Origin of the sequence: Streptomyces sp. NPDC099050, assembly GCF_044759865.1 — a bacterium.
Classification (GTDB): domain Bacteria; phylum Actinomycetota; class Actinomycetes; order Streptomycetales; family Streptomycetaceae; genus Streptomyces.
Window position 1 is genome coordinate 30,948 of record NZ_JBIWAE010000038.1, and the last position, 26,104, is coordinate 57,051.

The 26,104-nt window shown below is 66.9% G+C and carries 17 protein-coding genes; 15 read left to right on the plus strand and 2 right to left on the minus strand.

Annotated features, from left to right (window positions below):
* Positions 1 to 755: 755 nt before the first annotated feature.
* Positions 756 to 4,889, plus strand: coding sequence for a beta-galactosidase (locus ACIQV3_RS37645; protein WP_403720999.1), 4,134 nt, complete (start codon positions 756 to 758; stop codon positions 4,887 to 4,889).
* Between the two features lie 527 nt (positions 4,890 to 5,416).
* On the opposite strand, the gene ACIQV3_RS37650 is transcribed toward ACIQV3_RS37645, so the two are convergent.
* Positions 5,417 to 6,586 carry an ROK family protein gene (locus ACIQV3_RS37650; protein WP_403721003.1) on the minus strand — a complete coding sequence of 390 codons (1,170 nt, stop codon included), beginning with the start codon at positions 6,584 to 6,586 and terminating at the stop codon, positions 5,417 to 5,419.
* Positions 6,587 to 6,795: 209 nt separating this feature from the next.
* Here ACIQV3_RS37650 and ACIQV3_RS37655 point away from each other — a divergent pair, with 209 nt between their 5' ends.
* From ACIQV3_RS37655 to ACIQV3_RS37710, 12 genes are all read left to right on the plus strand, one after another.
* On the plus strand, positions 6,796 to 7,752 hold the full coding sequence (locus ACIQV3_RS37655) for an SMP-30/gluconolactonase/LRE family protein (protein WP_403721006.1): 957 nt from the start codon (positions 6,796 to 6,798) through the stop codon (positions 7,750 to 7,752).
* Positions 7,749 to 8,375 carry a bifunctional 4-hydroxy-2-oxoglutarate aldolase/2-dehydro-3-deoxy-phosphogluconate aldolase gene (locus ACIQV3_RS37660; RefSeq protein WP_403721009.1) on the plus strand — a complete coding sequence of 209 codons (627 nt, stop codon included), beginning with the start codon at positions 7,749 to 7,751 and terminating at the stop codon, positions 8,373 to 8,375. Before ACIQV3_RS37655 ends, ACIQV3_RS37660 begins: the two co-directional genes overlap by 4 nt.
* Positions 8,372 to 9,313 carry a sugar kinase gene (locus tag ACIQV3_RS37665; RefSeq protein WP_403721013.1) on the plus strand — a complete coding sequence of 314 codons (942 nt, stop codon included), beginning with the start codon at positions 8,372 to 8,374 and terminating at the stop codon, positions 9,311 to 9,313. The genes ACIQV3_RS37660 and ACIQV3_RS37665 overlap by 4 nt, the downstream gene beginning before the upstream one ends.
* Positions 9,314 to 9,368: 55 nt before the next feature.
* Entirely contained in the window at positions 9,369 to 10,121 is a 753-nt protein-coding gene (locus ACIQV3_RS37670) for an SDR family NAD(P)-dependent oxidoreductase (RefSeq protein WP_403721016.1), read from the plus strand.
* On the plus strand, positions 10,118 to 11,263 hold the full coding sequence (dgoD, locus tag ACIQV3_RS37675) for a galactonate dehydratase (RefSeq protein WP_403721018.1): 1,146 nt from the start codon (positions 10,118 to 10,120) through the stop codon (positions 11,261 to 11,263). The genes ACIQV3_RS37670 and dgoD overlap by 4 nt, the downstream gene beginning before the upstream one ends.
* Positions 11,264 to 13,870: 2,607 nt before the next feature.
* Entirely contained in the window at positions 13,871 to 14,872 is a 1,002-nt protein-coding gene (locus tag ACIQV3_RS37680; protein WP_403721021.1) for a substrate-binding domain-containing protein, read from the plus strand.
* Between the two features lie 197 nt (positions 14,873 to 15,069).
* Positions 15,070 to 16,599 (plus strand): sugar ABC transporter ATP-binding protein, encoded by a 1,530-nt coding sequence (locus ACIQV3_RS37685; RefSeq protein ID WP_403721024.1) that lies wholly within the window; start codon positions 15,070 to 15,072, stop codon positions 16,597 to 16,599.
* The gene (locus ACIQV3_RS37690) at positions 16,596 to 17,627 is read left to right on the plus strand and encodes an ABC transporter permease (protein WP_403721028.1); all 1,032 of its coding nucleotides are present in this window, start codon (positions 16,596 to 16,598) and stop codon (positions 17,625 to 17,627) included. Before ACIQV3_RS37685 ends, ACIQV3_RS37690 begins: the two co-directional genes overlap by 4 nt.
* A 379-nt stretch (positions 17,628 to 18,006) precedes the next feature.
* Positions 18,007 to 19,056 (plus strand): galactose-1-phosphate uridylyltransferase, encoded by a 1,050-nt coding sequence (gene galT, locus ACIQV3_RS37695; protein ID WP_403721031.1) that lies wholly within the window; start codon positions 18,007 to 18,009, stop codon positions 19,054 to 19,056.
* On the plus strand, positions 19,053 to 20,012 hold the full coding sequence (gene galE, locus ACIQV3_RS37700; RefSeq protein ID WP_403721034.1) for a UDP-glucose 4-epimerase GalE: 960 nt from the start codon (positions 19,053 to 19,055) through the stop codon (positions 20,010 to 20,012). The genes galT and galE overlap by 4 nt, the downstream gene beginning before the upstream one ends.
* A complete protein-coding gene (galK, locus tag ACIQV3_RS37705) occupies positions 20,009 to 21,160 on the plus strand; it encodes a galactokinase (RefSeq protein ID WP_403721036.1) in 1,152 nt (383 codons plus the stop codon). Before galE ends, galK begins: the two co-directional genes overlap by 4 nt.
* Before the next feature lie 75 nt (positions 21,161 to 21,235).
* Positions 21,236 to 22,042 (plus strand): DeoR/GlpR family DNA-binding transcription regulator, encoded by an 807-nt coding sequence (locus ACIQV3_RS37710; protein WP_403721038.1) that lies wholly within the window; start codon positions 21,236 to 21,238, stop codon positions 22,040 to 22,042.
* A gap of 836 nt (positions 22,043 to 22,878) precedes the next feature.
* On the opposite strand, the gene ACIQV3_RS37715 is transcribed toward ACIQV3_RS37710, so the two are convergent.
* Positions 22,879 to 23,973: a DUF4238 domain-containing protein gene (locus ACIQV3_RS37715; RefSeq protein ID WP_403721040.1), complete on the minus strand. Its 1,095-nt coding sequence runs from the start codon at positions 23,971 to 23,973 to the stop codon at positions 22,879 to 22,881.
* A 269-nt stretch (positions 23,974 to 24,242) separates the two neighbouring features.
* Here ACIQV3_RS37715 and ACIQV3_RS37720 point away from each other — a divergent pair, with 269 nt between their 5' ends.
* A complete protein-coding gene (locus tag ACIQV3_RS37720; protein ID WP_403721043.1) occupies positions 24,243 to 25,472 on the plus strand; it encodes a hypothetical protein in 1,230 nt (409 codons plus the stop codon).
* Between the two features lie 65 nt (positions 25,473 to 25,537).
* Positions 25,538 to 25,684, plus strand: coding sequence for a hypothetical protein (locus ACIQV3_RS37725; RefSeq protein ID WP_403721045.1), 147 nt, complete (start codon positions 25,538 to 25,540; stop codon positions 25,682 to 25,684).
* Positions 25,685 to 26,104: the final 420 nt, after the last annotated feature.

The window sequence follows — 26,104 nt, forward strand, 5'->3', positions numbered from 1 at the left end:
GTCCCTGCCCGCCACTAGCGGAGTCTCGGAGCGACACACAGTTGCCCTGAGCATCAAATAAACATGATTACTCAGAATCAATCGCTTTCAAACTATGTGACGCACAGGTAAACGTCCGGTTCCGTAGCTGTCAAGGGTTCAGACCGAAGCGCTCCGCTTCGATATCCACCCGTAATCGCTCGGTCCATGCAGGAGTTGAAACAGTTCGGCGCAGGCTTCGAGCTCGCCTCTCACCAGGTCACGTGGCGCCGCTACACCGAGAGACAAGGCCTGTGGGCCCCTTTTTCGCACCTGGACGACGGCGTTCGCTCCATCCGCCCCGACACTCCGTCCGACAGGCTTCTCGGCCGAGCGGAGGGTCTCATCGCCTTCTCCGTGGAGGCCGGCGTGCCTTTCATAGTCCAGGCGGCGGGCTGGCCCCCCAGTGGGCAGTGCTCGTGGAGCGGTAGAAGGTTTCCGGTGCGCTGAGCCTTGACGCAGGTTGTTTCCTGGGCCCATTCTGTTCGAAAATGAGCGGACATGGTGCTTCATGTTGCTCTTGCGGCTATCCAGCGGTTCCACAGAACCCAGGCGTTGTAGCCCCGCAAGGCTCTTCGAGCCCCGCACCGGTAGCCGGCGGGGCTGACCGCTCCTCTGACCGCTCCATCGCGCCACGCCGTCGCAGGGCCGTGCCCAGCTCCGAGGGCGTGGCTCGGGCGGAGCAGCTGCCGGCCCGCGAGGGGCGGTCCCACCCGACCCGATCTATGGGAGATCCGATGCCCAGAACTGGTCCCAGGGCGATATCAGCCCTGCTGGTCAGCGTATCCATAGCCGTCGGCGGCCTCGCGGGCACCGTGCCCGCCCAAGCTGCTCCGGCCGCCCTCCCCACGAACCTGGCCTCCGCCCAAGATGTCGACTACGACGGATACTCGCTCAAGATCGACGGCAAGCGCACCTACATCTGGGCGGGCGAGTTCCACTACTTCCGTCTCCCCAGCCCCGACCTGTGGCGTGACGTGCTGCAGAAGATGAAGTCAGGCGGGTTCAACGCTGTCTCCCTCTACTTCGACTGGGCATACCACTCCCCGAAGAAGGGCGTCTACGACTTCTCCGGAGTGCGCGACGTCGACAAGCTGCTCGACATCGCGCAGGAGGTCGGCATCTACGTCATCGCCCGGCCCGGCCCCTACATCCAGGCCGAGGTCGACGGCGGCGGCTACCCCGCCTGGCTGAACGTCGAACCGGGACGGGAGAAGACCACCGACCCCGAGCACCTGGCCGCCATCGACCAGTGGTTCGACCACATCAACCCGATCATCGCCCGCCACCAGCTGGAGAACGGCACCGGCTCGGTCATCGCCTATCAGGTCGAGAACGAGTTCTACCAGTACACGGAAGCCGACCGCACCTACGTGGCCCACATCCGCGACAAGGCCCGCGCGGACGGCATCACCGTGCCCCTCACGGGAAACCACATCCACTTCAACGCCAACCCGCCGAACTTCGATTCCTACAACGAGGGCACCGGGGCCCTCGACATCGACGGCGTCGACAAGTACCCCCTCGGCTTCAACTGCAAGGACCCGGCCTGGAGCCCGGTCCAGAGCAACATGGCCGGATATCGTCGGCCGGGCAAGCCGCTGTACATCCCCGAGTTCCAGGGCGGCTCGATCAACTACTGGGGCGGGGCGGACGGCGACATGTGCCGCCAGAAGATGGGCGCAGACTTCGCCTCGGTGTTCTACAAGAACAACATCGCCGCCGGCGCCACCCTGCAGAGCCTCTACATGCTGTACGGCGGAACCAACTGGGGCCGCCAGGCCGTCTCGGGCACCTACACCTCCTACGACTACGGCGCGGCCATCACCGAGCCCCGCCAGCTCACCGACCGCTACCAGCAGAACAAGCTGATCGGCTACTTCCTGCAGAGCGTCAGCCCCATCAACAAGACCGACGCCGCACCCGCGAGCAAGCTGACCAACCCTGCGATCACCGGCACCGCCCGCGTCAACCCCGACACCAACACCCAGTTCCACATCCTGCGCCACACCGACTCCACGTCCGCCGCCACCGCGTCCGCCCGCATGTCGCTGAACGTCAGCGGCAACCACACGGGCTACACCCACGACGACACGGACGAGCGGATCAAGTACACGGGCACCTGGAAGCACGTCGGCGCCGAGGCCCCATACACAGTGGGCGAGTACCTGCGCACAGAGTCCTTCTCCTCCACGGCCGGCGACAGCATCACCGTGCCCTTCACCGGCACCGCCGTGCGCTGGATCGGTTCCTTGGCAGCCAACCACGGCTTCGCCGACGTCTACCTCGACGGCGTCAAGGTCACTTCCGTCGACGGCTACGGCAGTCCGGAGGTAAAGGACAAGGTTCTCTTCAGCAAGGACGGCCTCCAGGCAGGGGCCCACGAGCTGAAGATCGTGGTCACCGGAACCAAGAACGCCGCCGCGATCGGGGCGAACGTCTCCTTCGACGCCATCGACGTCACCAACGGGCGGGTCTACGCCGCCGTCCCGCAGAAGGCCGACACCGCGATCACCCTTGCCGGCCGCGACTCCAAGACCCTTGTCGCCGACTACCGGCTCGGCGACTCCCAGCTCCAGTACTCCACCTCCGAGATCATGACGCACGCCAAGATCGACGGCCGCGACACCGCCGTCCTCTACGGCCGCAACGGCCAAGCCGGCGAGACCGTCCTGAACTACCCCCAGCGGCCCACCGTTCAGGTCCTGGCCGGAAACGTCGAGAACACCTGGGACCCCGCCACCGGCGACCTGCGCCTGAACTACACCCACAACGGCCTCGCCCGCGTCCTGATCACCGGCGGCCCCCAGCCCCTCCTGCTGCTCCTGGGCGACGACCAGAACGCCAAGAAGTTCTGGAAGGCCGGCAGCTCCAGCGGACCGGTCCTCGTATATGGCAGCGACCTGCTGCGCACCGCCACCGCACAATCCGGACGCCTCGACTTGACCGGAGACAGCGCCAAGGCCCAGCCCATCGAGGTCTTCGCGAACGGTTCGGACCCCATCACCTTCAACGGCACGCCGCTGGCCACCCAGCCCGGCGCCGGCGGCTCCGCGGTCGGCAACCTGCCGGGCCCGGCTCCGGCCGCCCTGCCCGCGCTCACTCAGTGGAAGCACGCGGCGGAGTCGCCGGAGGCACAGCCCGGTTTCGACGACTCCACCTGGAAGGTGGCCGACAAGACCACCTCCCACAGCATCACCAAGCCCGTCACCCTGCCGGTGCTGTTCACTGATGACTACGGCTACCACTACGGCGACACCTGGTACCGCGGCCGCTTCAAGGCCGGCGCCGGCACCGACAGCATCAGCCTCTTCGCGCAGCCCGGCGGCGGAGGCGTGTACTCGGTCTGGCTCAACGGCACCTTCCTGGGCAGCAGCGAAAGCAAGTCCCGGACGTTCGCCTTCCCAGCCGCCGCCCTGAAGCCGACTGGCGACAACGTGGTGTCCGTACTGGTGTCGAACAACGGCCACAACCAGAACCCCGGCATGAACGACTACAACAAGGAGGCGCGCGGCCTGACCGGCGCCCTCGTCAGCGGCTCGTCGAGCACCATCACCTGGCGCCTCCAGGGCGCTCGGGGCGGACAGGACCTCGTCGACGTCGCCCGCGGCCCGATGAACACCGGCGGCCTCTACGGCGAGCGGGCCGGCTGGACCCTGCCCGGCTTCCCGGACAGCAGCTGGAGCACCACCGGCCTCGCCACCCGCGACACCACACCCGGCGTCTCCTGGTACCGCACCAAGGCCACCCTCAACCTGCCCGCCGGCCAGGACACCTCCATCGGCCTGAAGATCGCTGACGATCCGAGCCGCAAGTACCGGGCCCTGATCTACGTCAACGGCTGGCTCCTCGGCAACTACATCAACCACAAGGGACCGCAGAAGGTCTTCCCGCTCCCCAACGGCCTCCTCGACCCCCACGGCGACAACACCATCGCCATCGCCCTGTGGAACGAGGACAAGACCACCGGCGGCCTGGGCACCGTGACCCTGGAGAACCTCGGCACCACCCTCTCCAGCCTGAACCCCGCCCTGGTCGCCGGCCCCGGCTACAACGCCACGACCTACGCCATGCCCGCGGCGCCCGGCGCCGCACTCACCCTGAACGCCCCCGACACTGCCAAGGCCTCCACCACCTTCCCGATCTCGGCGGACTTCTCCGTACCGGCCGGGCAGCAGGCCGCATCCGGGATCAGCCTTGCCCTTAACCTGCCGGCCGGCTGGACGGCTCAGGCAACCAACGCCACCACCGCAACGAACCTCATCGCAGGCGCCTCCATGACCACCACCTGGAACGTCACCGCACCGGGCGGCACACTCCCGCCCCTGGCCAAGATCACCACGACCGCCACCTACCGCCAGGAACAAACCGACCGGCAGATCCTCGACTCCAGAATCATCCGGAACCCCTCGATCGTCCTTCAGGGCCCGACGTCGGACACCGACGTCAGCTCCCTCACGTTCCTCAGGGAGGAGAACGGCTACGGACCGGTCGAACGCAACCGCAGCAACGGCAACCGAGCCGCCGCTGACGGCCAGCAGCTCAAGATCGCCGGTCAGACCTACACCACCGGTCTGGGCACTCACGCCGCCAGCAACGTCCTGGTCTACCTCGCAGGCCAGTGCACCCGTTTCACGGCAACCGTCGGCGTCGACGACGAGGTCGGAGACTCCGGCTCTGTGAAGTTCAAGGTGCACGCCGACGGCGTCAAGAAGGCCGAGACGGCGACGCTCCTCGGAAGCGGCGGAGCGGCCACCATCGACGCCGACATCACCAGCGCGCACCTGCTCGAGCTTGTCGTCGAGAACGCCGACGGAAGCAACAGCGCAGACCATGCCGACTGGGCCAACGCCAAGGTGAACTGCGCCTGACACCCGCAATGCAGGCCGCCCGGGAAGGAGATCTCCCGGGCGGTTCCGCATGCTCGACGCCACCGATGGCGAGGGGACGGTTGACGGCACGGAGGGCCGGCTGGGGCGAGTGTCCGGGCCGGCCCGCCTTCTCATCGGGAAGACCTGTATTCCAGGCAAGGAAGCCCATCATGCACACCACCATCACACCCGAGTACAGACCGGTCCCTTCGTCGACCTCGGCCTGAAGACACGGCACTGATCCGTCTGCGCGAGGACGACGCCGAGCAGGCCCTTCCGTTCGCCCTGATGGAGCGCCTCGTGAAGTCCGGCATCCCGTACGCCGAGCGCGCCACCACCCTGAGCAGCGACAGCCTGTACGTGGCCGGAGCCCGCCTGGTGCGACGCCGAGCTGCCTGAACAGGTCGCCCGCGGATCAGCTGGGTGGACTACGGGAAAGCACCCGCACACCGACGGGCAGCGCAGTGTGGCGCAGACCCAGGCGCTGAAGTCGATGGCCGCAGCCCGGGCTTCGACCGCACGTGTTGTCAGGACGTCCGCCCTTTGGCCGCCCGCGCGGCTCGGCGTCCTGCCGCAACGGCGCCGAAGGTCGCGCGGTCGTTCAGGAAACCTTCCAAGGCGAATGTGGCAGCACCAAGCGTGACCGGCTGGCCCGGTACGTTGCTCAGCTGCAGGGTGAGCGCCTGCAGGGTCGCCGGGAGCGCCCGCTCCGCGATGACCTCGCGGGTCTGCCGCAGCAGCGGCTCGCCCAGGCAGTCCGCTACCCAGCCACCCAGTACCAGCGTTTGCGGATTGAAGAGGTTGAGGAGATCCGCTGAGGCCAGGCCAAGGTAGCGGGCGGTCCGTGTCACGGTCTCCACGGCTACGGGGTTGCCTTCGGTCCAGGCACGGGCGACCGAGCTGACGACGGTCGCCTCCTCGGGATCTAGGAGAGGACTCCTCTCGTCCAGCTCCCTTACGGTCTCGACGATGCCGCGCGTACTGACGTACGCCTCCACACAACCCAGCCGACCGCATCTGCACTCTCGCCCCCCGGGGACCAGGCAGGTGTGGCCCCACTCGCCGGCACTGTTCGTGGCGCCCCGGTACAGCGCTCCGTCAACTGCGATGCCCACGCCGACGCCTGATCTCAGGGTGACGACTAGGAGGTTCTCGACTTCGCGTCCGGCACCGAACCACATCTCCGCGACAGCGCTGGCCTTGAGTGGATTGTCCAGATACAGGGGCATGGGTAGGCGCTCGGCGAGCAGGGACCGTACTGGTACGTCGCGCCAGGACCAGTAAGGGGAGAACACCGACACTCCTCCCTCGCGCTCGACGAGCCCCGGGACGCAGACGCCCGCTCCCAGGATGGGCGGGGGAGAGTTCGTGTCGTCCATCAGGGCCTCGACCCCGGCCGCGATGGTGGCGATGACCTCCTCCGGGCTCACGCCGGCCTGAGGCAGGGGCAGCGATACGCTCCGCAGCGCAGTCAGCGCCAAGTCGAACAGCTCGACCCGTACGGATGTCTCGGCGACATCGATGCCGACCAGGGCGCCCCGTTGGGCGTTGACCGCGAGTTGCGCGCGCGGACGTCCGCCCTTCGACTCCTCGTGCCCGGACTCCAGAAGGACTCCGGCCTCCAGGAGTTCCGCGACCAGATTGGCCACCGTCGCGAAGGACAGCCCGGTTGCCGCGGCGATTTCCTGCCGGCTCACAGGGCCTGCGAAAACGGCCCGTAGCGCGTCAAAACGGTTGCGCTGACGGATGTCTTGGGCGGTGCCTGGAGCCATGGGGCGGGTCCCTTCCACTCTGACGCCGCAGAGACCGGCGCCCTCGGCGTCAGTTTATTCCAAGGGTTGGACTACGAGTATTTACATCAGTTAGAAGAAGTCATAGAGTTTCGCCGGACGCAAGGAGCCAACCCATGCAACTGTCTGCACTGCCCTGCTCACCTCCACCGGGGCGCCTGACAGAAGGACCCCTCTGGCACGCCAAATCACAGAACCTTCTGTGGGTGGACATCACTGCCGGGCTCGTCCACCGGGCTCCTTTGGTGGCCCGAGAGGACCGCGGTGGGCTGCCGGACCTGGGCGCCAGAAGCACCGTGAGCCTTGACCGACCCGTGGGAGCGGTCGCGGTGTGTACGTCGGGCGGCCTCATGGCCGCCGCAGGCACGGCCTTCCACTACATCCACGAGACTGGGTGGGACACGGAATTTGCCGCACCTGACATACCTGACGACGGACAGCCGCGGCGGATGAACGACGCCAAGTGCGGCCCCGGCGGACAACTGTTCGCCGGCACCATGGCGTACGACACGACACCAGGTGCTGGCGCGCTCTACCGCCTGGACCCCGACGGCACCGTGACGACCGTGCTCGACTCGGTCACCATCTCCAATGGTCTGGGCTGGAGCCCCGACGGACGCCTGCTGTACTACGCGGACAGCCCGACCCGCCGCATCGACGTCTTCGATCACGAGCCGGCCACCGGCACACTCTGGGGCCGCAGGCCTTTCACCGACACCGGCGACACCGGCGTACCCGATGGCCTGGCCGTCGATACCGAGGGCCGGGTCTGGGTGGCCATGTGGGGCGCCGGGCAGGTCAGGGCCTACACCCCTGACGGTGCCCTCCACGCCGTAATCACGGTCCCCGTCTCCCAGGTGACCAGCTGCGCATTCGCCGGTCCAGCCCTCGACCTCCTGGTGATCACTACAGCTGCCGACGGACTGACTTCCCGACAGCTCTCAGCCGAGCCCCTTGCCGGACGCCTCTTCATCTGCCGCCCCGGCGCCGAAGGGCTCCCCATTTCGCCCTTCGCCGACGCCCCCACACCGTTCCTGAGCCGCTCGACCACCCCGCGAGGTACCACACCATGACCGACCTGGCTACCGCACTGGCCGCCGCACCCGTGATAGCCATCCTGCGCTCTCACACGCCCCGCCACTTCGCCGCCACCACCGACACCCTCCACCAAGCGGGCATTGCAGCCGTCGAATTCACCCTCACAACCCCCGACGTCCTGCCCGCTCTACGCGAGTACGCGCAGTCCAAGCCCGAGGGGCTCGCCCTTGGCGCGGGAACCGTGATGACCCCCGCTGACGCGGCGCGCGCGGTAGAGGCAGGCGCCACCTACCTCATCACCCCCGCCACCTGCCTGGACGTCATCAGGGAAGGACGCCGCTTGGGGGTCCCCGTACTCCCCGGCGCCCTGACACCAAGCGAGATCCTGGCTGCCTGGTGGGAGGGCGCGACCATGGTCAAGCTCTTTCCCGCCTCCATCGGAGGCCCGGATTATCTGAGAGCCGTCCGGGCACCCCTGCCCTACATCCCGCTCATCCCCACCGGAGGCATCGGGCTCGACCAAGCCCCCGCCTACCTGGCAGCCGGCGCGCATGCGCTGGGTATGGGAAGCCCTCTGGTCGGAGACGCATGCGAGGGCGGAGACCTCGACGCGCTGCGCGAGCGGGCCGCAACGCTCCTTGACGGCATCCGCTCATGACCGCCTTGGTCACCATCGGAGAGGCCATGGCCGTCGTCGCCGCCGAGCGGCCCGGCCCCCTCACCTCAGGCGCAGCCCTTCACCTGGCGTTCGCAGGAGCGGAAGCCACCGTCGCCATCGGCGTCAGCCGCCTTGGACACACCGCGTCCTGGACCGGACGGGTCGGAGCTGACAGCGCCGGCACGATGATCCTCCAAGGACTGCGGGGCGAGGCCGTAGACGTCACCCGTGCCCGTGTCGACGCCAGCGCTCCGACCGGTCTCATGCTGCGTGAATGCCGCACCCAGGACCACACACGCGTCACCTACTACCGCCACGGGCTCGCCGGCTCCCGCCTCACCCCTGATGACATCGACCCCGAACTCATCGCGCACGCCCGCATACTGCACATCACCGGAATCACCCCCGCCCTCGGCGCGGGCCCCCGCGCCGCGATCCGACACGCAGTGGAACTCGCCGGCCAAGCGGGCGTGACCGTCTCCCTGGACCTCAACTACCGGGCGAAACTGTGGTCCCGCCAGGACGCCGCAGCTGAACTCTCCGACCTCGTCACCCGCGCCGACATCGTCTTCGCCAGCCCAGATGAAGCCACGCTGATCGTCCCCGAGGCCGACCCCGCCACCATGGCACGCGCCCTGCTCGAACTCGGCCCACGCGAGGCGGTTTTGAAACTCGGCGCCCACGGCGCGCACGCCGTCACCGACGAGGGCGAGGCCGTCCAGAACATCGTCCCGATCACCCTGGTGAATCCGATCGGAGCAGGAGACGCCTTCGTCGCCGGATACCTCACCGGCCACCTCGACGGCGCTGCCCTCTCCACCCGCCTACACCTCGCCGCCACCTGCGGAGCCTTCGCCGTAGCCGCCCACGGCGACTGGGAAGGCCTGCCCCGTCGCGCCGAGCTCGACCTGCTCCTCGGCCAAGACGTCGCCCGCTGACACAGACACTCCCTGTTCACCGGTACTCCAACGCACAGCAGATCAAGGACCGACCATGAAGCGATTCACAGGGCGAACCGCCGTCGTTACCGGCGCCGCGTCCGGCATCGGGGCAGCCAGCGCCGTACGACTGGCGGCCGAAGGAGCCGCCGTCGTCCTCGCCGACATCGAGATGGAGGCGGGCACCGCCCTGTCGCAGAGAATTCGCGATGCCGGCGGCCGCGCCGAGTTCGTGTACTGCGATGTTTCCTCCGAGCCGGACTGGCTCCGTCTGAGGGACCACACCCACACGCTGTTCGGCCCCGTGGCCATCGTGCACAGCAACGCCTTCACCCACACCGAGGCACCCGCCCATGAGCTGACCGGCACCAGCTGGGACCGTGAGATGGCGGTCAACCTCAAAGCGCCCTACCTGGCCGTGCGCACCTTCCTGGACGACCTGCGCACCACCTGCGGATCGTTCGTCGCCTCATCCAGCGTGCACGCGCTGACCAGCCTGCCCGGCTACCCCGCCTACGCCGCGGCTAAGGGAGGCATCTGCGCGCTCATCCGCCAGCTCGCGGTCGAATACGGACCGGACGTGCGGTTCAACTCCGTACTACCCGGCCCCATCCTCACCGAAAACTGGCACGACGTGGACGAGGAAGGCCGCCAGCTCTCCGCCCGCGCCACGGCGCTGGGGCGACTGGGCCACCCCGACGAGGTGGCGGCCGCCGTCGCTTTCCTCGCCTCCGATGACGCCTCCTACATCACTGGCACGAACCTGACCGTGGACGGCGGCTGGGCCGTCAAGAAGGAATCCAAGTGAAGATCACATCCCTGCGGACCTACCTGGTCGCCCCCCGCTGGTGCTTCCTGCGCATCGACACCGACGAAGGCATCACCGGCTGGGGTGAACCGGTCATCGAGGGCCGCGCCCACACCGTCGCAGCCGCCGTCGAGGAACTCTCCGACTACCTCATCGGCCAGGACCCAATGCGTATCGAGGACCACTGGCAGGTCCTCACCAAGGGTGGCTTCTACCGCGGCGGTCCCATCCTGTCCAGCGCGGTCGCCGGCATCGACCAGGCCCTGTGGGACATCGCAGGCAAGGCCCTGGGCGTGCCTGTGTGGCAGCTCCTGGGCGGCAACGTTCGCGACCGGGCACGGGTGTACAGCTGGATCGGTGGCGACCGGCCGACCGACGTCGCGCAGCAAGCTGCTGCCCGCAAGGCCGAGGGCTTTACGGCCATCAAGATGAATGCCTCTCCCCAGCTGGAACTCATCGACACGCCGCGGGCCGTCAACGACATCGTCGAAAGGGTGGCAAGCGTCCGCTCGCAAGTGGGCGACGACTTCGACATCGCCGTGGACTTTCACGGCCGCCTCACCCTCCCCATGGCGCGGCGCGTACTGCCTCTGCTCGAGCCATACCTGCCGTTCTTCGTCGAGGAACCCGTGGTTCCCGAGATGAGCGCCCACATAGGCGAAGTCGCACGCTCCACCAGCATCCCCATCGCAACCGGAGAACGCCTCTACTCTCGATGGGACTTCAAGGCAGTACTCCAGCAGGGCATCGCCGTGGCCCAACCCGACCTCTCGCACGCAGGCGGAATCTCCGAAGTACGACGGATAGCGGCGATGGCCGAGGCCTACGACGTCTCCCTTGCTCCCCATTGCCCGCTCGGTCCCATCGCGCTGGCCGCCTGCCTCCAGGTCGGCTTCGCCACCCCCAATCTCCTGATTCAGGAGCAGAGCCTCGGCATTCACTACAACGCCGGATCCGATCTACTGGACTACCTCACCGACCGCTCCGTATTCCAGTACAAGGACGGCCACGTCGCCCTGCTCACCGAACCCGGGCTGGGCATCGACGTCGACGCTAAAGCAGTGGAGCGCGCCGCCGAGACCGGCCATCGCTGGCGTAACCCGGTCTGGCGTCGCAGCGATGGCTCCCTGGCCGAATGGTGACGGCTCGACGAGGGCCGGCTAAAATCCATGGCCTTGAACACCCGAGAAACTCGGGCCTTGAGGGTCCAGGGTGAACGGCGTCCCAGTGGGGACGAAGCACGACCTCACCCATCGCGGTCGCGTTGTACTGGTCTCAGCCGGAGCGACGATCAACTCGGTCAAACTGATCTCGGGGTGATGCCGAAGCCCTGCGGAACTGGATCCGGTCCGTCAACGGACGACGTTCCGGCGCCGATTGTGCACCTCCTACCGCTACGTGGTTTGGCGGTGACCCTCTCCCGGCCGAGTGGGCCACCGCGCGGAAGAGGATCGCGAGCTGCAAGAGAACGCGACATCCTCGGCGCGGCGCCCCGGTGAGTCGCCAGAGGGACGTGCTGGTGAACCGCTCCTTCATGGGCGATCACCGGCGCCGATTCGGCCGAGGCTCTGCGGCATCCTCGGGATCCCCCGCGCGAGCGTCTGGTACTGCGGCGGCCTGCGGATGCGCGAATACCTTCGGGCGTCGAGCGCCCAGCCCAACGGCCCGGATACGCAAGATCCATCAGGCGTCCTTCGGTACGTGCTATCGGCTCAAGGGCGTCCGTCCGTCTGCATCGTCATTGCACCACCCTTGCGGACCCGGCCGAGGCAGTTCGCTCACGGGCGCTGTCTGCCGCGGGACGCGAGAAGACGTTCGGCGGCTGCCAGAAGCCGGCGGCGGTCTACTGTCACCCGTCAGCTTCGCTGCAAGGCGGTAGAAGTGGTCGTCGAGGGCGGAGCGGATGTGGGAGTAGCCGATCACCGGCGTGCTCCTCTTCGCGGGCGGGGCGGCCTGGCGGGGGGCGTCCTTCCTGGGCTGAGCGTGCGAGGCCCTGACATCGGTGAAAGCAGGCGCTGACCAGCATGGCTTCCCGGAGCCCGAGCCGTGATGCCCTGCCGCGGAGGGAGCCGCCGCAGCAGGCGATCTCGACAGCCGGGTACTTCAAGGACCTGCCAGCCGCTGTTCCGCGTCGCGTCCTTCCGAGAGCGCCGCGTGATCTAAGACATGCGATGTCTCACGCCATCCTGGTCAATTCATCAGATCTCTAGCCCTTGAAAAGCTTGCAATTAGCTGTGTCTGCGCTCAGAATCGGGCCAGGTCATCGGAAATGTCGATTTAGACATCAGACGTCACATGTTGGATGACGGTCTGGATCCGCGTCTGATCGGTTCCCGCCGCCCCCTTGCAGGTTCCTTGGCACGGCGGGCAGGGGCCTAGAGAGGACGCGGCAGCAAGCCGGCGGCATGACAACCGTCTAAGGCGCCCCGCATCGAGGAGTCGTCATGTCGAACGAGCGAATCCAGCTCACCCAGCCCACCCGTCTTACGCCGAAGGACCAGGCTTCGCGCTCCAACCACCTCTCGCATTCCCTGGCGGTCCTGGCGCTCCGTCCAGGCGCCGGGGAGCGCTGCGTGGATTGGGACAGGTACGAGGTGACGTGGAACTTCACCACGTGGGATGGCCGGATGGGACGCCAGACCTTCGTGGTGACGGCCGGATCTGAGTCGGAGGCAGTCGAAGAGGCACTCCGAGATGCGCGAGCGGAACACGCTACGAGGCATCGCAGAGGCGCGAGGATCCAACTCAGTTCGGCGCAAGTGACTCTCCTGGTGCCTCCGTGCTAGACGACCGACCGGGCGGCTCAGGGCCGGCAGCGGTGCCCCGTCTTGTCCCAATGCCGCCAGCGGGGGCAGGCCGCTCGCGGTCCCTACGTCTCCGGCCTAGGGCAATGAAGGAGTTCCTTCGCACCATGGGACCCACGGTCGGCGGCCTTGCGCGGCTTCTGGTCCCACTGACGAGACTGGCACCCACCTCACCTGGCGGCCGACCGGGATACGAGGCTGGGATCAAGCCAGGCCCCCCGGGGACGGATGCCCACTCAGCGACTCCGAAAGCGCATCACCGCTCTGTTTGCCTGCACACGGAGAATTTCGTTGCGGGACTTCGCTGGCGAGTACGAAGTCACCCACCGCTCGCCACGGTAGCCGCGGCGGTACAGCGAGGTCCTCCGGTCGGATCCCGGCGGCGGCCGGCCAAAGCAGCCGATGGAGCGCATCGGTCGAGCCGAGCGCGCCACTATGAACCCAACAGAGTTAAACAGTTATGGCGTACGCAAAGAGGAGAGCGCTCACCCGCCCCCCCAGTGATGCTTTGGGGCCTGCGTATACCAACCGGCTCCGGTGAAGTCCGGCTGGCTGACGCCACTTTACTGGGCCGATGCAGTTCAGGACCGCCGTCGTGGGGTCGATGCCCCGTCGAAGGTCACGAGGTGGCATCAATCGAGGACCCGAGCGTCGTCCTGTTGACTTGTGGCGGAAATAAAGCTTTTCTCTGTTGCATCAGGTTTGAAACGGAGCGACTTTGGCGAGTTTCTCGCCGAGAGTAGGCGTCGCCGAGGAGATGGAAGACCTCCATCTCGACGGAACTGACCTGCCTGCAGCCTTGGCGTGGCGAACACGATGACAGCCCGCCCGGCACCCATCCCACCCCGCGTGCCCCACTGATCGCCCCCACGCGATCGCCCAAGCAAAGGGAACCAAATGTCTATTCACCACCACCGCCGACCGGTAGCTGCAGCGGCTCTGGGCATGGCCACGATGCTTGTCCTGGCGGCATGCTCCAGTGGCCAGGAGGCCAAGAGCGAGACCACGGGCGTGGCCAAGATCGACGGGAAGATATCCCTGACCTACCTCCAGAAGCAGGGGGACCAGGAGTACTTCATCGGCGAGGCCGCCGGCGCGAAGGCGAAGGCGGACGAACTCGGGATCAGCCTGAAGGTGGTGAACCTGGGCACCGACGCGAACAAGACCGTCAGCGAGGCGCAGGCGGCCATCTCACAGAAGAGCAACGGGCTGATCCTCGTCGTCCCCGACCCCGCGGTAGGTCCGCAGGTCGTGCAGCTGGCGAAGGACGCCAACGTGGCGCTCCTGACGTCGGACGACCAGATCTGCAGCACCGGGCCGGACCCGTCCTCCTGCAGTCCCGACGCCCTGGTGCCCCGTATCGGGTTCAGTGGTGAGCAGATGGGCGGGGAGGTCGGCAAGCGGGCCGCCGAGGAGTACAAGAAGGCCGGCTGGAACCCCGCGGAGACCCGTACCATCTCGGCCTGGAAGCAGGACGTGACCGTCTGCACCGACCGTGTGAACGCCTCGAAGAAGGCGTTCACGGCCGGCGCTGGCGCGGCGGTGCAGAACATCGACGTTCCGACGGACAACTCCCCGACGGGCGCGCAGGACAAGATCGCCGCGACGATCACCGCCAACCCGTCGGTGAAGCACTGGGTTGTCTGGGGCTGTAACGATGAGAACGTCCAGGGTGGTGTGACCGCCCTGGCAAACGCCGGCTACAAGGCCGACGACGTGATCGGCGTTGGCCTCGGGGCCTACCTCGCGTGCAAGAACTGGGGGACGGGCAAGCCGTCCGGCATGAAGGCCGCTCTCTTCATCAACGGCAAGGACGTCGGCGCCCTGGCCGTCCAGACCATGTACGACAAGCTGAAGAACGGCAAGGACTTCCCGAAGGAAGCCTTCGCCCCGACCAAGATGGTCGACGCGTCCAACTGGAAGGACGCGGGCGTCACCTGCGGTTGATTCCAACCCGCGGCTAGACGGGTACGGCCCCGCAATTAACGGCACCGTACCCGTCCTCCGTTCCCTGTCACGATCCCGCCGACCAGCATCGTTGCTGAGCCGGCAACGTACTCCCAGGTTGCGAGGCTTCCATGACCACAGTCGGCACGCGGCAATCAGCTGCCGCCTCCGCCGATGGCCCTGGCGAAGATATCTCCGTGGAGAACGTCACCAAGCGCTTCGGTGCGGTGCAGGCGCTCAGCGGCGTCACGCTCACCTTCCCCCGAGGCCAGGTGACCGCCCTCATGGGTGAGAACGGCGCCGGCAAGTCGACACTCCTCAAGATTCTCACCGGCGACCACCAGCCCACCGAGGGGGGCATCCTCTGGGGCGGACGTCGACTGGCCCTGTCCTCGCCGCACGACGCCCGCAAGGCCGGGATCCGCATCATCCCGCAGGAGCCGGAGATCATTCCGCACGTCTCCGTCGCCGAGAACGTTTACGCAGGCGCCCTCCCGCGTGGCATGGGACGCCGGCTCGACCGAGCGGAGCTGCGGCGCCGCATCACCGGCGACCTGGCCCGGCTCGGCTTTGAGAAGGTCATCCACCCCGATCAGCTCGGTTCCGAACTGACCCCAGCCCAGCGCCAGTTGGTCGAAATCCTGCGGGCCCTGACGGGTGACGCCAAGGTCATAGCGTTCGACGAGCCCACCTCCTCGCTATCGGAGAACGAGGTCGAAGCGCTCTTCGCCCTCATCGAGCGGCTCCGAAACCAGGGCATCGCCATCATCTACGTCTCCCACCGGATGAAGGAAATCTTCCGCCTCGCAGACCGCATTGCCGTCCTGCGCGACGGCACGGTTGCGGGGGTGCTGCAAGCCTCCAAGACCAACGAGGGTGAAGTAGTTCGCCTTATGGTCGGCCGCGACCTGTCCACGCTCTTCGTGCGGCAGGACGTTGCCCGGGATGAGGTGGTCCTGCGCCTGGAAAGCGTTACCACGGACGATGTCACCGGCATCGACCTTGAGGTCCGCGCCGGAGAGGTGATCGCCCTCGCCGGCCTCATGGGTGCCGGACGTTCCGAGCTCGCCCTCGCCCTCGCCGGTGACCAGCCCATCCGGTCCGGCCGCGTCCTCATGAACGGCCGACCCGTGCGCCTGCGCAGCCCCAAGGACGCGATCAGGGCCGGCATCGGCCTCGCCCCCGAGGAGCGCAAAGCCCAGGCGCTGTTCCTTCATCGCTCCATCAGGGACAACACATCCCTGGTGAGCCTCGACCGGATGCGCTGCTGGCGCTTCGTCCGGAGCCGGCAGGAGAAGGCGGTGGCGCAGGAGTTCTCCGACCGGCTGCGTGTCCGTACGCCCTCGATCGAGCACGAAGTGCGCAAACTCTCCGGGGGCAACCAGCAGAAGGTCGTCCTTGCTCGGTGGCTTCTGCGCAAGCCCAAGGTTCTCATCCTCGACGAACCTACGCGCGGCATCGACATCGGTGCCAAGGCGGAGATCTACCGCATCATCGCCGACCTTGCCCGGGAAGGGGTCGCCCTGATCGTGATCTCTTCCGAACTCCCCGAGGTCTTGGGACTCGCCGACCGGGTTGTCGTGATGCAGAACGGTCGCATCACCGGCGAGCTCAGCCGCTCGCAAGCAACCGAGGAAGCCATCCTCAACCTCGCCATGGCCGACGACCTTGCCTCCGTCACCTCAGACCGACCGAACCCCGACTCCGCCGATGGAGACGCTCGATGACCACGACCCGAACCCCAGCTACCAACGAGAGCGCATCCGCCCCCGTGGCGAAGCCGCGAAAGGACCTCCTCTCCTCGCTCGGCGGTCAGAATCTCAGCCTCATCGGTGCCCTCGTGCTGGTAATGGCCCTGTTCGGGGCCCTCAACGACAACTATCTGAGCCTCTCCAACATCCAGGTGATCGGTGAGGCCGCAACGATCACCGGACTCCTCGCCATCGTTCAGACGGTCGTGATCATCTGCGGTGGTCTGGACATTTCAGTCGGTTCCCAGGCCGGATTGGCCTCGGTCGTGAGTGCCATGGTCTTCACCTCCACCGGGTCCAACCCATATATCGGGATTCTTGCCGCATGCGGCGTCGGGATCCTGGTCGGCGTGGTCAACGGTGTCGCCATCGTCTACGGACGCGTCAACCCGACCATCGCCACACTCGCCGGCCTCGCCGCATACAAGGGAGTGGCCCAGCTCGTATCCGGCGGCCGCGCGCAGGGCTACGTCCTCAACGACCCCCTGTTCATCTTCCTCGGGCGCGGCGAGATCGCCGGAATACCCGTGATGATCTGGATCCTTGCGGTGGTGGCACTGACGGTGCACATCCTCCTCAAGTACACCGACATCGGCCGCAACCTCTACGCCATCGGCGGCAACGACACCGCAGCTCGGCTCGCGGGCATCAACATCAACAAGTACCTCGTGGCCGTATATGCCCTGATCGGTGTCGTCGCAGCCATCGCCGGAATCCTGCTGACCGCCCGGACCGGCTCAGGCCAGCCCGTCTCAGGCAGCGAGGGCCTCGAGCTCAAGGCCATCACCGCAGCTGCGCTGGGAGGCTGCGCGCTCAAGGGCGGAAAGGGAGGCATCGGCGGCACCCTCCTGGCCGTCGCCCTGCTCGGCGCCCTGGAGAACGGCCTCACCGTCGAAGGCATCAACACCTTCTGGCAAAACGTCGCCCAAGGCGCCCTCCTCGTCGCCGCGGTCGTCATCCAACAACGTCGCAGCGGGGAACGCGCCGTCGGACTGCCACACTGACGCGCCAGCCCATCAGCTACTCCACACGCGCTGCTCGGCACAGCGCATGCAGCGAGGCCCGCCCCTGAGGGGCGGGCCTCGCTGCATGCGCACGGATGACTCGGCGAGTGTGACGCTTCTCTGGCGCAACGACGGCGAACCCAGCCGTGCACGGATGACTGGACGGTCATTACCGTCCGCCAGCTGCCATAGCGCACCTTTTGGCTGCAGCCCCTTGTCGCCTGTCGATCCACGCGTCGCGGCACGGTACGAGCGGCACCAGCTCGGCGTCAGCCGTGCGAGTTCCGCCGAGGGGCGACCCCAAGCCGTTGACTATAGTTGATTAGTGTTTATTCTTGTTGTGGGCCCGATAGCCCCCATTTCAAGAGACGGGCGTTCCGTGAAGAAGACCACTACGAAGCTCGCGGACGGCCGCGAACTGATCTATTACGACCTCGACAACAGCGCCGACCGTGAGGCAATCGACCAGCGTCCGCTGGAACCCGTCCAGTCCAGGCCTGAACTGCGCCTGGACCTTGCGACAGGCGACTGGGTCGCCATTGCCTCACACCGGCAGGGACGCATCTACCACCCGCCGGCCGACGCGTGCCCGCTGTGTCCTTCCCGGGACGAAGGCCACAGTGAAATCCCCGCGGCGGACTACGAGGTGGCCGTCTTCGAGAACCGCTTTCCCTCCCTGGCGAGTCCCACAGGACGCTGCGAGGTGGTCTGTTACACGCCCGATCACCATGCGAGCTTCACCGACCTGACCGACAACCGAGCGCGCCTCGTCCTCGAAGCCTGGACGGACCGGACCGAACAGCTCTCGTCCCAATTCGGCATCGAGCAGGTCTACTGCTTCGAGAACCGCGGCGCTGAGATCGGCGTCACGCTCGCGCACCCGCACGGCCAGATCTACGCCTTCCCCTTCGTACCGCCACGGACTGCCAAGATGGTCGCCGTCGCTGACGCCCACCGGGCGGCCACCGGAGGAAACCTCTTCGAGGACCTGCTGGCCGAGGCTCGTGCCGCCACCTCCCGGGTGGTCATAGCCGGGAAGCACTGGACGGCATTCGTTCCCTTCGCAGCCCGCTGGCCCTACGAGGTGCACCTGTACCCCCACCGCCGCGTCCCGGACCTCACCCACCTCTCAGAGGCAGAGCGGGCCGAGTTCCCCGGCATATACCTGGAGCTGCTCCGCAGGTTCGACCGCCTGTTCCACCGCCAGGAGGACACCTCTGCACCGGTGCCCACCCCGTACATATCTGCCTGGCACCAGGCGCCGAAGACCGGGGGCCAAGAACTGGCCCTGCACCTGGAACTGTTCACCCCCCGACGGTCGGCGGACAAGCTCAAGTTCCTCGCCGGGGCCGAATCCGGCATGGAATCCTTCGTCAACGATGTCGTCCCCGAAACTGCCGCCCAGCGTCTGCGGGACGTCGCGTCATGAGCCGATACCTCGTTACCGGCGGCGCCGGATACATCGGCAGCGTGGTTGCCGCCAGCCTCCTCTCCGCCGGCCACCGCGTGACCGTGCTCGACGATCTGACCACCGGCACCTCTGAGGCCGTTCCCGAAGGCGCCGACTTCGTCAAGGGCGACGCGGCCCAGGCAGCCACCCTCCTGCACCCCGGATATGCCGGCGTATTGCACTTCGCCGCATCCTCACAGGTAGCCGAATCCGTGCGCGACCCGGAGAAGTACTGGCGCAACAACGTTGTCGGCTCCCTTGAGCTGATCGCCGCCATGCGCCGGGCCAGCGTGCGAACCCTGGTGTTCTCCTCCACCGCAGCCGTGTACGGCGAACCGGACCACGTTCCGATCACGGAGGACGCCAAAACCGCGCCGACCAGCCCCTACGGCGCCACCAAGCTAGCCGTCGACCATCTGATCAGCGGAGCGGCCGCCGCCCACGGGCTCGCCGCCGTTTCCCTGCGCTACTTCAACGTCGCCGGCGCCCACGGCAGCCACGGCGAGCGCCACGACCCGGAGTCGCACCTCATTCCGCTTCTCCTCCAAGTCGCACTGCACAGACGCTCACACATCGACATCTACGGCGACGACTACCCGACACGCGACGGCACCTGCGTACGCGACTACATCCACGTCGCCGACCTGGCCGAAGCCCATCTGCTGGCCCTGGAAGCAGCCCGTCCCGGCGAGCACCTGATCTGCAACCTAGGCAACGGGGAAGGTTTCACCGTCCGAGAGGTGATCGACTCCGTCCGCCGGGTAACGGGCCGCACGGTTTCCCAACGCGTCCGCCCGCGCCGAACCGGCGACCCCGCCGTGCTCGTCGCGTCCGCCGACCGCGCCCGCCAGCGCCTTAACTGGCAGCCACGCCGAACAGACCTGGACACCATCGTCGCCGACGCCTGGGCATTCGCGCTTAAGGAGCTCGCGTGAAAGAGGCATTCCGAAGCATCTTCGGCACCCAACCACACGGAATCTGGGCAGCACCAGGCCGAGTCAATCTGATAGGCGAGCACACCGACTACAACGACGGCTTCGCCCTGCCCATCGCCATTCCGCAGACCACACTGATTGCGGCGCGCCGCCGAGACGACGGACGGCTGCGGCTGCACAGCGCCCAAGGCGACGGCCCTGTCCACGACCTCGCCCTCGCCGACTTGGTGCCCGGAGCGGTCACCACGTGGGCGGCCTACCCTGCCGGAGTCGTGTGGGCGCTGCGCGAAGCCGGCCACAGCGTCGGAGGCGCCGACCTGCACATCGACAGCACGGTGCCCGTCGGGGCCGGTCTGTCGTCCTCGGCCGCGCTCGAGTGCGCAGTCGCCTTTGCCTACAACGACCTGTACGGGCTCGGCCTCAGCGCACCGACGCTCGCCCTGCTCGCGCAGCGGGCAGAAAACGGATTCGCCGGCGTGCCCTGCGGAGCCATGGACCAGCTGGCCTCCTCCTGCTGCACCGCCGGAGCGACCTTGCACCTGGACATCCGTGCTGGTAGCCACGAACAGGTACCGTTTGCCCCGGAGTCAGAGGGCTTGCGCCTCTTGATCGTGGACACACGGGTCAAGCACGATCTCGGAGACGGTGCATACGCGGCACTACGGGCCGGATGCGAGCGAGCCGCTCGCTTGCTCGGTGTTGCCGCGTTGCGCGACATCACCCCGGCAGACCTGCCCGCTGCAGGGCGGGCGCTCCCCGCGCACTTGGTGCCCCTCGTCCGGCATATCGTGACCGAAAACGCGAGGGTCGCCGATGTCGTGGCACACCTGAGGGCGGGGCGCATCGCAGCGATCGGCCCGATCCTCTCCGAAGGCCACGCATCGCTGCGTGACGACTACCGGATCTCCTGTGCCGAGAGCGACCTGGTGGTGGACACCGTCCTGGACGCGGGCGGGCTCGGCGCACGCCAGACCGGCGGAGGCTTCGGCGGATCCGTCATCGCGCTGGTGGCCGAGGACCGGGCAGCCGCGATAGGCGCCTCCGTGACCCGAGCATTCCGTACGGCCGGCTATCGAGAACCGAACCTGTTCCCGGTATCCCCGGCAAGAGGTGCCCGGCGCATCGAACGAGAAGTCGCCGAAACGTAGACTGTTGGATTAAGTGGGTTACCGTGTGTCGGTGTCGGTAAAACTCGCACGGCAAGCAAGAAGAGAGCCCAGACTGTGACGGAAATAGCGCGCCTCGCACCCCAGCGAAGGGCCCTGATCCTCGACATCGTGCGCCGCGACGGGGCCGTGCGAGTGGCCGAGCTCGTGGAGCAACTGGGCGTTTCCGATATGACCATCCGCCGTGATCTCGATGTGCTGGCCCGCGGCGGCTCACTGTCAAAGGTGCACGGCGGCGCCATCAAGGCCTCGATGACCACCGGGGACGAACCACCCTTCGAAACCAAGGCAGGTCTCGAGTCGACAGCCAAGGCAGCAGTAGCCGAGGCCGCAGCCGCGCTCGTGAAACCGGGTAGCGTTGTCGCCCTCTCCGGAGGGACGACGTCCTACGCGGTGGCGACCCGGCTGCTCGATGTGCCCGGCCTCACCGTAGTCACCAATTCCCTACCCATCGCCGAGCTCATGCGACCCCACGGGGCGGAATCCCCTTCCACAGGGCGCACCCTGCTCTTGACCGGCGGCTCCCCGACGAAGTCGGCCTCCCTGGTAGGGCCCTTGGCCGATCAGGCGATCAGCTCACTCCAGGTGGACCTGCTCATCATCGGCGCCCACGGGGTCTCTGAACGCGCCGGTGCGACGACCCCAAACCTCGCCGAGGCACAGACAAACCGCGCGTTGATCGCCTCCGCCACGCAGGTAGCGTTGGTCGCCGACCACACCAAATGGGGCGTAGTGGGCCTCAGCCAGTTCATCAGCCTCTCGGACATCGACTACTACGTCTCGGACGACGGACTCGACGACCAGGCACGCTCCGCCCTGAGTGAAGCAGTCGGCCAGCTGATCCTCGGCGAGACTCTGCCGTAGCCCTTGCCGGCCCCTGTGAGCTGGTGCGAGAAGCGACCGCGCCCTGGCCACGTTGCCCGGACAAGACGTGTCCCAGCGCCCCGGACCCGGCGGCACGGCCGCCGCGAAGAGGAAGCCCCACCGGCCCCAGCCGCTGGCACCCTCTTTACCCGACGGCGAGCCGGCGAAGGTGGCTTTCCAGGCCAAGACGTACTGCACAGGCACCGGCCACCGCCCCTGCGAGGGAGGGCAGTGTCTCACCGGCTCCTGCGGAGTCGGGCCTGCCCAGGGCGGCGACCGCGCCGACGCGCTCCCGACACCAGAACGCCCGCCGCGCCAAGGCGCCGCTGTCGCAGCGCCAGGGGTAAACCATGCAGTTAGCCACCGTGCTGTCCGACGGCGAGCGGGCCGGGCGGCTCAGATCGGACGGCTTCCGACGGCTTGTCCTCGCTGCCCTCGAAGCACTCCGCAGGTTCGGGTTACAGGATGATGGCATCGTCCAGGTGGCGGTCTCAGGCTTGCTGGTGCAGCTCGGGCACGCGGTCACAGAATCATCCGGCGACGGTGACCTGCTGGTCCTCGCCGAAAATCCCAAGCCTCGCGCCGGGCCCCCTGCCGCATCAGGCAACCTCTGCCCTCGGCAGCGATGAAGTAGGTCCCCGCCGACTCCATGTTGGGTCCGTACCCGAATCAGGGACTTACAGCCAAAATTTGACGATTAAGATATTTAAGGACATCTCCGACGCGAGTCCCAGATGGCAGGCGACGCTGCGTCGTAGCGTGGACTGGGCGCGACCCTCGCTCGGCGTTGCGGCGGAGCGGACGAAGTGAGCCTGTCTGCTGGGCCTCGAATCTTCTCAGTTGCGGCCAAACAGTTCTGGTCTGAGGTGGCTCGGAGCCGCGCCGGCCACACGGGCTTGCTCGGGATGGACACCACCGAGGCGATAGAGCGGGCCGACTTCGGGGAGAGGGCTGGCGAGGAGATGCCGGTCATCGGGATGCGCGAAGGCCATGAAGTACGCCTGGGCCAGGATGCCCTCGTTCACCTCCTTCGCCGCTTCGTAGCTCTCTTCCGGAGCCAGCCGGAGATGGGAGGACATGCTGGCGGCAGGGTGACTGAAGACCAGCAAGGTGCGTCGGCCCACAGGCATGACCACCTCATCTGCTCCGGCCAGTCCCCGGTTCCGGGTGCTCTGAACCTGGATGAGGGATCTCATCTGCTGGATCTCTCGTTGTCCCCGGCGCCGACGGCTGCGGGTCCGGCGTCGCGCCTGAGGGATCACCGGGACGGGTGGATCCTCCTGGTCGTCGAAGGTGACGACGGGCTCGTCGCAAGTAAGCAATGCCCCGGCGGTCAATCCGATCACCGTGAGTGGCCTGCGCAGCAGGTGCTCACAGAGGGGTTCAGCCAGCTTCCCCAGAAGGCCCACATGGTCGTTGGGGTGGCTGGTCACCTCGAGAGTTCTGAAGTCACGGAGCATGTCCCGGTACGCGGCAACCTCACGGCGCCCGGAGCCGACCGGGTTGTTCAATTGCATGATGCGGACGTAGAGGTCTGACATGAGCTCGATCTCGCGACGTTTGCGGAGCCCCCGGACGCATTGGAAGGCTACGAAGATGCAGAGGTCTGCCCTATCCGCGGGCGTGATCTGTTGTCCCCAGGTGACGGAGGAAGTCACACGGCGCAACGCCCTCGCTGCACGGTCCTCGACCCTTTGCAGGAGTAGCTCCATGCGCCCGTCAGGCTCGCCACGGACGTTCTGGAACGTGTAGAAATCTCGGATCGCCAGATCACTTTCCCTACGCAGCCCGGGCTTGGGAGACCTACGGTCGCGGACCCACAGCTGGTTTTGAGAGTTGGCGAACCTGCGCAGATAGAAAGCGGGCACCGTGTGATGCCGTGCACCTACCTGCTGGCTCGGATCAGCGTTCTCCGGATCCCACTCGTCCATGTCGTGAGCGTCGCATGAGGCACTGACATTGAGATGACTAAGCCGCCTGGTCGAACGTGTGTGGCAGGGGAGGACCGGCTATACCGCGGTGTGCGCCGCTCGCTTGCGGAGCACTGTGGGCCCCATCGGACACCCACACGAACCTGCCCCCAAGACTCGACCAGGCGGCTGCGAAGTCGGCGGCGCCTTTGGTGCCTCGTGCTCGCTCGGCGAAGGCCTCGGAAACAAACCAGGTCACATCCTGAGGAAATCGGCGCAGGATTGCTCTCGTGGCAAACGAGAGCACCCTATCCATCAGGCTGATCACCATGGATCGCGCAGCGGCCTGCACCGTCTTCACCCGCTCCGACGGGAAGGAGGCGCAGTTTCCGTTGGACACCTCCATGTTCGAAGACACGAGCGTCGTGGCCAGGCTGGACTTCACCCCGGCATACGGAGCCCTCCTTGCCACGACCCTGACAGGGGACCGAGTTCTGTTCGAGTTGCCGATGGAAGGAGTTGGAGACCAGCTCGGAGGGCGACTCGTCGTGTACCTCGACCAGAACCAGTGGAGCCTGCTCAGCAATGCCGACCGGGGCAGCGAGAAGAGCAGCGAGGCGGATCGAGCCGCTGCCCGGAAGCTCAGGGGCTGGGTGGACCAACGCCGCATCGTCCTCCCCGCTTCTGCCGGCCACTACTACGAGACCAGCAAGCGCTTCAGCACGGAGAAGCGATACGCCCTGGGGCTGACGATCTTGCAGTACAGCCGTGGCTGGCAGATGCGCGATCCACTGCAGGTCCGGCGGAACGAGCTTCACGATGCCTTCTGCCACCGCATGAACCGCTCCGACAGCCTGCGCTCCGCCCCGGTCATCACCCTCGACCCCGATGCCCTCTTCTCTCCCACCCGGCGCGCTGCTCCCGATGGACCGCCGCGGTTCCAGCGCGGGTTCACTTTCCAGTACGAGGCACTGCTCGCCGCCGCCGTTTCCATCGACTCGATGCTCGACACCCAGCAGGTGGAGCCAGGACCGGACACCGGGTGGACGGCGCTGAGCCAGCGGTTCAGCGACTGGCTGGACGGGCTGGAGCAGGACGCTCAGCAGAAGCGCAGGGCCATCGATGTCCACCTCTTGAAGGATCTACAAGGGGAGCTGGTCGAGGAGGCCGCTGCGGCAGACGTTCCGAAGGAACTGTTCCGAGAATGGGGCTTCAAAGGGCTGGTACGAGCCATCGGAGGGTCGCCGGCCCTCGGGCTCTTCCGGGAGATGCTGCACAGCCGGCACCTGAACAAGGGCACCACGTGGCGCCCGAACGATCTGACGGACATGGTCTATCTGTCCTGTGCGGCCGGGTACGCCGACTTCGTCGTCTGCGAGAAGCACATGCGCGATCCGCTCCAACACGGCCTGAAGCGGACGGGACTCTCGACGCAGATCTACCGCCGCCTCGCAGATGCCGTAGAGGCAATCGAAGCTGCGCTGAAGACACCACCGGTACGAGACGAGCTCGTCCCGTAGCGCGGGATGGCGCCCCGTCCCAGACCGTCCACTGGTGCCGGGGACGGCCTGGACGGTGGCTGGTGATGCTGGAGCTGAACGCGGCACGCCCGGCGGAGCTCACCGCGGCCCGGAACGCGTACGTAGCCCACGGCCGCAAGGCCCGTGACCGGGACCTTGCCGCCGCGATCGCCGGACTGCACAAACCGACTCTCGCGGCATTGGCTGCGTAGGCCACAAGCAGGAACAGTTGTTGGTGGGTTCCGGCAGCACTCGTCGTCCGGAGAGCGCATGAATGTCGGTGGGAAGTAGGAACACCCGGCCCGGTAGGGCTCACGGTACTCACGTGCGGATGCTGATCAGTCCGTGGCAGGATGACGGCATGCTGATCCGAAAGGCCGATGCCGCGTAGGCGTCCCAAGGCTGTCCGCGCTGAGCGATGGCGGCCACGTAGATATGTTCCAGTGCAACGAATCCACGGCGTCTCCGCCCTCACTCGCGCTGCTGTTCGGCGCCTGGAAGACGAGCGGATGGAACGGGATGCCGTCGCCGAGGCACTGAGCCTTTTTCAACCTGACGGTGGGGCTGTGGTGTTGGTCGGTGTGGGCTGTACGGAACGACGAAGCTCCTGGTAGATGGGTTCTCGACCAAGA

Coding starts and splice junctions, on each gene's coding strand:
- ACIQV3_RS37645 (WP_403720999.1), top strand. CDS start 756: ATGCCCAGAACTGGTCCCAGGGCGATATCAGCCCTGCTGGTCAGCGTA.
- ACIQV3_RS37655 (WP_403721006.1), top strand. CDS start 6,796: ATGCAACTGTCTGCACTGCCCTGCTCACCTCCACCGGGGCGCCTGACA.
- ACIQV3_RS37660 (WP_403721009.1), top strand. CDS start 7,749: ATGACCGACCTGGCTACCGCACTGGCCGCCGCACCCGTGATAGCCATC.
- ACIQV3_RS37665 (WP_403721013.1), top strand. CDS start 8,372: ATGACCGCCTTGGTCACCATCGGAGAGGCCATGGCCGTCGTCGCCGCC.
- ACIQV3_RS37670 (WP_403721016.1), top strand. CDS start 9,369: ATGAAGCGATTCACAGGGCGAACCGCCGTCGTTACCGGCGCCGCGTCC.
- ACIQV3_RS37680 (WP_403721021.1), top strand. CDS start 13,871: ATGGCCACGATGCTTGTCCTGGCGGCATGCTCCAGTGGCCAGGAGGCC.
- ACIQV3_RS37690 (WP_403721028.1), top strand. CDS start 16,596: ATGACCACGACCCGAACCCCAGCTACCAACGAGAGCGCATCCGCCCCC.
- galE (WP_403721034.1), top strand. CDS start 19,053: ATGAGCCGATACCTCGTTACCGGCGGCGCCGGATACATCGGCAGCGTG.
- ACIQV3_RS37715 (WP_403721040.1), bottom strand. CDS start 23,973: ATGGACGAGTGGGATCCGGAGAACGCTGATCCGAGCCAGCAGGTAGGT.
- ACIQV3_RS37725 (WP_403721045.1), top strand. CDS start 25,538: ATGCTGGAGCTGAACGCGGCACGCCCGGCGGAGCTCACCGCGGCCCGG.